Source organism: Pseudoalteromonas sp. (assembly GCF_041613455.1).
Classification (GTDB): domain Bacteria; phylum Pseudomonadota; class Gammaproteobacteria; order Enterobacterales; family Alteromonadaceae; genus Pseudoalteromonas.
Map to the genome: position 1 here is coordinate 1 of NZ_JBFJHD010000141.1, position 7,745 is coordinate 7,745.

The window sequence follows — 7,745 nt, forward strand, 5'->3', positions numbered from 1 at the left end:
ATTCTTTTAGCTATAAGCCGGGTTTTAGAGGCTATATTTTAAAGCCTTTTTCGGGTAAAACGCACCAGTTACGGGTGGCGTTAAAAAGCATAGGCGCGCCCATTTTAGGTGATACTGCCTATGCGGGCTCGCCCAGTGAACGCACCTACCTGCATGCCTTTGCGGTTGATTTTTTATGGCATGAACGGGTAATGCAATTTACGCTGTTACCCAATAACGGCAGCGAGTTTGCGCAATTAATAGCCGATGATGATTTTAAAGCCTGGCAAACGCCATGGCAACTGGATTGGTAAATGACTGATAAAGTAACAGACATCCGCTTTGGCGGGATCAAACGTTTATATGGCCAGCAACAATTTGACTGGTTACAACAGGCGCATTTTTGCGTAATTGGCATTGGCGGTGTAGGCAGTTGGGCTGCTGAGGCGCTGGCGCGTACTGGAGTGGGCAAACTCACGCTGATTGATTTAGATGATATTTGCGCCACCAATGTGAATCGCCAAATTCACGCGTTAACCGGCACCGTTGGGCAAGCTAAAGTCGATGCGATGAAAGCGCGCTGTGAGTTAATAAATCCTGCGTGTGAAGTACAGATCATTGATGACTTTATTACCCTAGATAATATTCGTGAGCATATTCAAAATTTCGACTACGTGATTGACTGCATTGACGCCGTTAAAGAAAAAGCGGCGGTAATCGCGCATTGTAAACGTAATAAAATCGCTATTATTACTACCGGTGGCGCGGGTGGGCAAACCGATCCGAGTCAAATTACCTTTGGTGATGTAGCAAAAACCACTCAAGATCCGTTGCTGGCGAAAGTCCGCTACATTTTACGCAAACAGTATAACTTTAGTAATAACCCTAAACGTAAGTTTAATGTTGATTGTGTTTACTCTACTGAGCAACTGGTTTACCCGGGAACTGATGGCACGGTCTGCCATGCTAAGCAAAATGCCGATGGCAGCATGAATATGGACTGTAATAATGGTTTTGGCTCAGTGACGATGATCACCGGCAGCTTTGGTTTTTTTGTTGCCGCCAAAGCGGTGCGCAAGTATTTAGATAAACAACAACGTGTTGCAAAAGCCTAGCTAGATTTAGCTAAGCTTTTGCTTTGCCATGGTTTGGATTGTGTCGACCATGGCTTTAATACCGTTACCACGCGACGGGCTTAAGTGATTAATCAGCCCGAGCTTTTCAAATTCTTCATAGGCATTCACTGTTAACACTTGCTCAGGAGTAAGGCCGTTATACAGGGCTAATATTAACGCCAATAAGCCCTTTACAATGCGTGTATCAGAATCGCCAACCACGACTAAGGTATTTTCGCTTAAATCAAACTCGACAAATAACCATACTTTACTTTCGCAGCCGGGTACTAATGCACTGTCAATCTTTAACACCTCAGCCAGCGGCGGTAATGTTTTCCCTAATAGCATTATTTCTCGGTATTTTTGTTGCCAAGCTGAGGCATTTTTAATTGGCTCGACCGTTTTATTAAAAATATTTGTCATTTCTTATCCCACATTAGTCTAATAGTGCAATACAATTTTGCAGTGCAAAGATGAAATTATCGACGTCTGCGCGGTTATTATAGAACGCCAAGCTGGCTCTTAAGCTGCCATTAATGCCTAAATGCGTCATTAATGGTTGAGTACAGTGATGCCCACTACGTAGAGCAACACCATATCCGTCAAGTAATGTTGCCAAATCATAAGGATGTTCATTTTTATAGTTAAAGCATAAGGTACCAATATTATGTTTTAACTCACTGTAGAGCGTAATGCCGTCAATTTTTAGCAGTTTATGCGCCGCATATTGTAATAATGCTTGCTCGTGATTAACGATATCTTGGTGATTTAAGCGGTTTAAGTAATCGAGCGCGGCACCAAACCCCAGCACCCCCGCAATATTGGGGGTACCGGATTCAAATTTTGCCGGCGCTTCACGGAACGTGCTGTGTGTTAACGTAACGGTTTCAATCATCTCCCCACCAGTTTGATAAGGTAATAAGGAGTTTAACAGGGCTGAGCGACCATACAGAGCGCCTAAGCCGGTTGGCCCTAACATCTTATGTGCCGAAAACACATAAAAGTCGCAGTCTAGGGTGTTTAAATTGCTTTTTAAATGCAGTGCACCTTGGGCACCGTCAACCAGTACTAAGCAGCCCACTGACTTAGCACAGCGTATTAACGGCGCTAAATCGGTAATATTGCCTAAGGTATTTGATGCCTGTGAAATGGCTAATAATTTTGGCTTGTGCAGCGCAATAAAGTCACAACAGGCGTCAATATCAAAGGTGGCGTCGGCGTTGAGTGGCAACACCGCAAGTGTCGCGCCGGTTTGCTGAGTTAAAACTTGCCACGGAACGATATTAGCGTGGTGATCGAGCGGGGTAATTACTACAGTATCACTACTCGTAATTTGGTTTTTTAAGCCATTAGCAACTAAATTTATCGCTTCTGTTGCCCCTTTAGTCCAGACAATTTCGTTACTGGCAACGCCGAAATAGGCCGCTGTTTTGTCGCGCACCTGTTCATAGCGCTGGGTAGCTTGCTCGCTTAGCGTATGACGGCCGCGATGCACATTGGCATTTTGCTCGCTATAAAAGGCGTTTGTTGCATCTATTACGCATTGGGGTTTGTGTGTGGTGGCCGCTGAATCTAAATAAGTGAGTGGCTGGTCGTTGATTGTTTGTTTTAGGGTAGGGAAATCCTGGCGAATTTTAGTGAGATCAAACGAAGTAACAGACATAGGCTCATTTATTTAGTCAGAGGAAGGCGAGAATTGTAATCTGTTTACAATAATTCTCAAGGGGTAGCTAATAAAAAAGGCCGCAATAGCGGCCTTTTAAACTGAACAGAGCAGATTAACGCTTGTCAGTTGGCGTGTAGTCACGTTGTGTATGGCCTTTGTAAAGCTGACGCGGACGGCTGATCTTATGACCAGGTTGAGATAGCATCTCATCCCAATGCGTGATCCAACCTACGGTACGTGCCATAGCAAAAATTACTGTGAACATGCTAGTAGGAATACCGATTGCTTTTAGAATAATACCTGAGTAGAAATCGACGTTAGGGTAGAGTTTCTTCTCAACAAAGTATGGGTCTTCAAGGGCAATTTGCTCAAGCTTCATAGCAATATCCAACAGTGGATCTTCGATATTTAGCTCAGCTAGTACTTCGTGACACGTTTGACGCATTACGGTGGCACGTGGGTCGAAGTTTTTGTAAACACGGTGACCAAAGCCCATAAGACGGAACGGGTCTGACTTATCTTTGGCTTTTGCTACGTATTCGTCGATACGGTCAACCGAACCAATTTCTTCTAACATGTTTAAACATGCTTCGTTAGCGCCGCCGTGAGCAGGGCCCCACAGTGATGCGATACCCGCAGCAATACAAGCGTATGGGTTAGCACCCGATGAACCTGCAAGACGTACCGTAGACGTTGATGCGTTTTGCTCGTGATCAGCATGAAGCATGAATATTTTATCCATTGCTTTAGCTGTTACTGGGTTAACTTTGTATTCTTCAGCAGGTACAGAGAACATCATGTGTAAGAAGTTTTCTGCATAGCTTAGGTCATTACGTGGGTATACAAACGGTTGACCAATGTTTGTTTTATACGCCATTGCCGCAATGGTTGGTAGCTTAGCGATGAGTTTTACAGCGCTAATTTTACGTTGTGCCGCATCGTTAATATCTAAGTCTTCATGGTAAAAAGAAGACAACGCACCCACTACACCACATAGCATTGCCATTGGGTGAGCATCAAAACGGAAACCTTGGAAGAAGGTTGCAATTTTTTCATCTAACATTGTGCTACGCGTGATTTGTTTTTCAAATTCATCGTATTGCGCTTTGCTAGGCAGCTCACCGTTTAACAGTAAGTAGCATAATTCTATATAGTTAGAGTCTTCAGCAAGTTGTTCGATTGGGTAGCCGCGATGTAATAACACACCTTTGCCACCATCAATGTAAGTGATTGAAGATTCACAAGAACCAGTCGACATAAAACCTGGGTCGTAAGTGAAATGACCGTGTGAGCCTAATGTACGCACGTCGATCACGTCTTGGCCAGCAGTACCTTGATAAATTGGAAGTTCGATTGGATCTAGACCATCAATATGGACTGTGGCTTTCTTATCTGCCATCTATGTATCTCCTATTAAGATAACTATTCTGATTTTTATACTCTAAAATCTGTTTTAAGCACATCCCTACATTTTAACGTGAAACAGGGGTGCAAAGTCAATTTTTATAAACGTTATGCATATATCTATAATAAATATTCGCTATCGAATGAATATTATACCATTGGCTAATTCGTAAAGATCTCAAAGTAAACAAGAATTGTAAAAAGGCTAGCGGCTATATATACTATCCAAGGTTTTTAACCGCATTGTCTTTAGGTAAACATTTTTTTACATTTTAACTTTTGCATCCTTGTGAACTTTAATCTGCATAAACGCGTTTACTTTGATAGTTCCATCAGAAATATTTGGTGGGTTTTAGAAAAACAAGTAGATGAGCCCCACTGTGGGCAAGATGGGCAAGTAACTGTGAAAAAGCAAAGACCTGTAAATCTAGATCTAACAACTATATCTATGCCGGCAACGGCTAAAGCATCAATTTTTCACCGCGTCACCGGTGTTGCATTGTTCTTCGCTTTAACGTTTGTCATTTGGGCTTGGTCAGAGTCTCTTTCTTCAGCTGAAAGTTTTGAATTCGTCAAGGGTCTGTTTAGCGGATTCATTGCCAAATTTATAGCTTGGGGCACCCTTTCTGTATTGGGTTATCACCTTATTGGTGGTATCCGTCACATGATTATGGATATGGGTCATTGGGAAGAACTTGAATCAGGTAACCTCAGCGCTAAAATTGCAATGGCACTTGGCGTTGTATTTGCCGTATTGGCAGGGGTGTGGATATGGTTTTAAATCAAGCAACTCTTAAACGTGATGGTGTACAAGATTTCGTATCTTTACGTACCACGGCATTAATAATCAGTGCGTATGCAATTTTTATTATTGGCTATTTTTTAGCAACGCCAGAAGTCACTTTCGAAGCCTGGACAGGCCTCTTCTCTAACTTAGCAATGAAAGGGTTTACGTTAATTACTCTTGTTTGCGTTATGGTTCATACCCGCATTGGCCTTTGGCAAGTTCTAACAGACTATGTTAAGTGCGCTAAGCTTCGTGCTGTGTTAGGTTTTTTACTAAACTTAATGGCCCTTGCTTACGTCGCTATTGGTCTTATTGTTTTATGGGGTGTATAAGTGAAATATTCTGTTCGTGAATTTGACGCCGTAGTAATTGGTGCCGGTGGTGCAGGTATGCGCGCCGCGCTAGCAATTACAGAATCTGGCAAAACGTGTGCATTAATATCTAAAGTATTTCCAACTCGCTCACACACTGTATCAGCACAGGGTGGTATTACAGTAGCGCTTGGTAATTCACACGAAGACAACTGGGAATGGCATATGTACGATACCGTTAAAGGTTCCGATTTTATCGGTGACCAAGACGCTATCGAGTATATGTGTCAAACGGGCCCAGAAGCTATTACTGAATTAGAAAACATGGGCTTACCATTTTCTCGTTTTGAAAATGGCCGTGTTTACCAACGTCCTTTCGGTGGTCAATCGAAAAACTTTGGTGGTGAACAAGCCGCACGTACTGCTGCAGCTGCTGACCGTACAGGTCATGCGTTATTACACCTTCTTTATCAACAAAACGTTAAAAATAAAACCAATGTGTTCTCTGAATGGTACGCACTTGATTTAGTTAAAAACGATAACGGTGATGTAGTAGGCTGTACTGCTATTGAAATTGAAACAGGCGAAGTTGTTTATTTCAAATCAAAAGCAGTGGTATTGGCAACCGGTGGTGCAGGGCGTATTTTCGCATCTACCACTAATGCACACATCAACACCGGTGACGGCGTTGGTATGGCAACACGTGCTGGTATTTCTATGCAAGACATGGAAATGTGGCAGTTCCACCCAACGGGTATTGCCGGTGCAGGTACGCTAGTAACGGAAGGTTGTCGTGGTGAAGGTGGTTATCTTTTAAATAAAGATGGCGAGCGCTTCATGGAACGTTACGCACCGAACGCAAAAGACTTAGCGTCGCGTGATGTGGTAGCACGTTCAATGATGACTGAAATCCGTGAAGGGCGTGGTTGTGATGGTCCTTGGGGTCCACACATCAAGCTTAAACTTGATCACTTAGGCGCAGAAACGCTTAACTTACGTCTTCCAGGCGTATGTGATCTGGCGAAAACATTTGCTCACGTTGATCCAGCTAAAGAACCGATTCCAGTAATCCCTACTTGTCACTACATGATGGGTGGTGTACCTACTAACGTTAATGGCCAAGCACTGCAAATCGATGCCAACGGCAACGAAAAAGTAGTAGAAGGCTTATTTGCAGTAGGTGAGATTGCGTGTGTATCAGTACACGGTGCGAACCGCCTTGGTGGTAACTCATTACTTGATTTAGTGGTATTTGGCCGCGCTGCGGGTAACTTCTTAGGTAAATACCTTAATGGTGTTGAAGCCTCTAAAGCGGCTTCTGAGTCTGATTTAGAAGCGTCACTGGCGCGTTATAATCGTTGGGAAAATTCAACGGTTGGCCAAGGTGAAGACCCAGTGCAAATCAAAAAAGACCTACAGCAATGTATGCAACTTAACTTCTCGGTATTCCGTGAAGGTGAGTCAATGGCTGCGGGTTTACAAGAGCTTAAAGAGATTCGTGAACGCCTTAAGCATGCGCGTCTGGATGATAAATCATCAGACTTCAACACGCAGCGTATCGAATGTCTTGAACTAGACAACTTAATGGAAACAGCGTACTCAACAGCAGTTGCTGCAAACTTCCGTACCGAAAGCCGTGGTGCACACTCTCGCTTTGACTTCCCAGATCGTGATGACGAAAACTGGTTATGTCACTCAGTATTCAATCCGCTAACGGATGAAATGAGCAAGCGTGATGTTAACTACGCGCCGAAGACGCGTGAAGCTTTCCCACCTAAAGCACGTACCTACTAGGAGCGAGACGATGGCACAAGTACAATTTTCAGTTTATCGTTACAATCCAGACGTTGACAACGCCCCGCGTATGCAAGATTACACTTTGCAAACCGAGGAAGGCCAAGACATGATGGTATTGGATGCACTTTTATTATTAAAAGAGCAAGATCCTACTTTATCATTCCGTCGTTCATGCCGTGAAGGTGTGTGTGGTTCAGACGGTGTAAACATGAATGGTAAGAATGGCTTAGCATGTATTACTCCTTTATCTACGCTACAAAAAAATGGCAAAGGTAAAATCGTAGTACGTCCATTACCTGGACTTCCTGTTGTTCGTGACCTTGTTATTGACATGAGTCAGTTCTACACTCAATACGAAAAAGTAAAACCTTATTTAATTAATGACGAGCCTACTGCAGGCGAACGTCTTCAATCTATTGAAGAACGTGATAAGTTAGATGGGCTTTATGAGTGTATTTTATGTGCATGTTGTTCTACATCGTGTCCTTCTTTCTGGTGGAATCCAGATAAGTTTATAGGTCCAGCAGGCCTTCTTCATGCTTACCGTTTCTTAGCTGATAGCCGAGATACTGCAACAGAAGAGCGTTTAGCCGACTTAGACGATGCATTCAGTGTGTTCCGTTGCCACAGTATCATGAACTGTGTTAGCGTTTGTCCTAAGGGTCTTAACCCGACTAAAGCAATTG

8 protein-coding genes and 1 pseudogene are annotated in these 7,745 nt (G+C 43.3%); 6 read left to right on the forward strand and 3 right to left on the reverse strand.

Annotated features, from left to right (window positions below; genetic code table 11):
* Positions 1 to 293: pseudogene (locus ABYB02_RS12165) on the forward strand (RNA pseudouridine synthase); the annotation flags it as partial.
* The gene (gene tcdA, locus ABYB02_RS12170) at positions 294 to 1,094 is read left to right on the forward strand and encodes a tRNA cyclic N6-threonylcarbamoyladenosine(37) synthase TcdA (RefSeq protein ID WP_372762714.1); all 801 of its coding nucleotides are present in this window, start codon (positions 294 to 296) and stop codon (positions 1,092 to 1,094) included.
* A 6-nt stretch (positions 1,095 to 1,100) separates the two neighbouring features.
* On the opposite strand, the gene ABYB02_RS12175 is transcribed toward tcdA, so the two are convergent.
* The 3 genes from ABYB02_RS12175 to ABYB02_RS12185 all read right to left on the reverse strand — a co-directional run bounded on the left by ABYB02_RS12175 (position 1,101) and on the right by ABYB02_RS12185 (position 4,159).
* Positions 1,101 to 1,517 carry a SufE family protein gene (locus tag ABYB02_RS12175; protein ID WP_372762715.1) on the reverse strand — a complete coding sequence of 139 codons (417 nt, stop codon included), beginning with the start codon at positions 1,515 to 1,517 and terminating at the stop codon, positions 1,101 to 1,103.
* A 13-nt stretch (positions 1,518 to 1,530) separates the two neighbouring features.
* Positions 1,531 to 2,757, reverse strand: a complete 1,227-nt coding sequence (locus tag ABYB02_RS12180; protein ID WP_372762716.1) for an aminotransferase class V-fold PLP-dependent enzyme — start codon at positions 2,755 to 2,757, stop codon at positions 1,531 to 1,533.
* Between the two features lie 115 nt (positions 2,758 to 2,872).
* On the reverse strand, positions 2,873 to 4,159 hold the full coding sequence (locus ABYB02_RS12185; protein WP_372762717.1) for a citrate synthase: 1,287 nt from the start codon (positions 4,157 to 4,159) through the stop codon (positions 2,873 to 2,875).
* Positions 4,160 to 4,567: 408 nt separating this feature from the next.
* Here ABYB02_RS12185 and sdhC point away from each other — a divergent pair, with 408 nt between their 5' ends.
* The 4 genes from sdhC to ABYB02_RS12205 form a co-directional block, all read left to right on the forward strand.
* A complete protein-coding gene (gene sdhC, locus ABYB02_RS12190) occupies positions 4,568 to 4,945 on the forward strand; it encodes a succinate dehydrogenase, cytochrome b556 subunit (RefSeq protein WP_372762721.1) in 378 nt (125 codons plus the stop codon).
* A complete protein-coding gene (gene sdhD / locus ABYB02_RS12195) occupies positions 4,936 to 5,283 on the forward strand; it encodes a succinate dehydrogenase, hydrophobic membrane anchor protein (RefSeq protein ID WP_372762718.1) in 348 nt (115 codons plus the stop codon). Before sdhC ends, sdhD begins: the two co-directional genes overlap by 10 nt.
* A complete protein-coding gene (sdhA, locus tag ABYB02_RS12200; protein ID WP_372762719.1) occupies positions 5,284 to 7,056 on the forward strand; it encodes a succinate dehydrogenase flavoprotein subunit in 1,773 nt (590 codons plus the stop codon).
* Positions 7,057 to 7,066: 10 nt separating this feature from the next.
* Positions 7,067 to 7,745 (forward strand): succinate dehydrogenase iron-sulfur subunit (locus tag ABYB02_RS12205; RefSeq protein WP_372762720.1); only part of this gene is annotated, 679 nt, incomplete at its 3' end.

Coding starts and splice junctions, on each gene's coding strand:
- tcdA (WP_372762714.1), top strand. CDS start 294: ATGACTGATAAAGTAACAGACATCCGCTTTGGCGGGATCAAACGTTTA.
- ABYB02_RS12175 (WP_372762715.1), bottom strand. CDS start 1,517: ATGACAAATATTTTTAATAAAACGGTCGAGCCAATTAAAAATGCCTCA.
- ABYB02_RS12180 (WP_372762716.1), bottom strand. CDS start 2,757: ATGTCTGTTACTTCGTTTGATCTCACTAAAATTCGCCAGGATTTCCCT.
- ABYB02_RS12185 (WP_372762717.1), bottom strand. CDS start 4,159: ATGGCAGATAAGAAAGCCACAGTCCATATTGATGGTCTAGATCCAATC.
- sdhD (WP_372762718.1), top strand. CDS start 4,936: ATGGTTTTAAATCAAGCAACTCTTAAACGTGATGGTGTACAAGATTTC.